This is a genomic window from Legionella sp. ST3F1 (assembly GCF_048553315.1).
In the GTDB taxonomy this organism is placed as follows: Bacteria; Pseudomonadota; Gammaproteobacteria; order Legionellales; family Legionellaceae; genus Tatlockia; species Tatlockia donaldsonii.
Genome location: NZ_JBLZIO010000094.1, coordinates 1 through 232, shown reverse-complemented (window position 1 = coordinate 232; position 232 = coordinate 1). Strand labels below are relative to the sequence as shown.

The window sequence follows — 232 nt, the reverse complement described above, 5'->3', positions numbered from 1 at the left end:
ATTATACAGGGGCTGATAATATACAATCGTCAATTACATCGATTACGGCCAGTGAATTACAAACAGCACAATCGTCGAGAGCAATAGCGATTCAACAACTGTATATTGATTTATCAGCGGTTGCTCAAGTGATGATAGGTAATGATCCTTATCAACTGCTTAATCCCCCTTCATCCGGTAGTACGACTAACCAAACCCCCGCCGCACCTGATGTTGCTACCCACCAAGTGGG

1 protein-coding gene is annotated in these 232 nt (G+C 44.0%); it reads left to right on the top strand.

What is annotated here, in order from left to right:
- On the top strand, window positions 1-232 hold a 232-nt coding region (locus tag ACN4Z1_RS16070; protein WP_419423068.1), incomplete at both ends, for a hypothetical protein.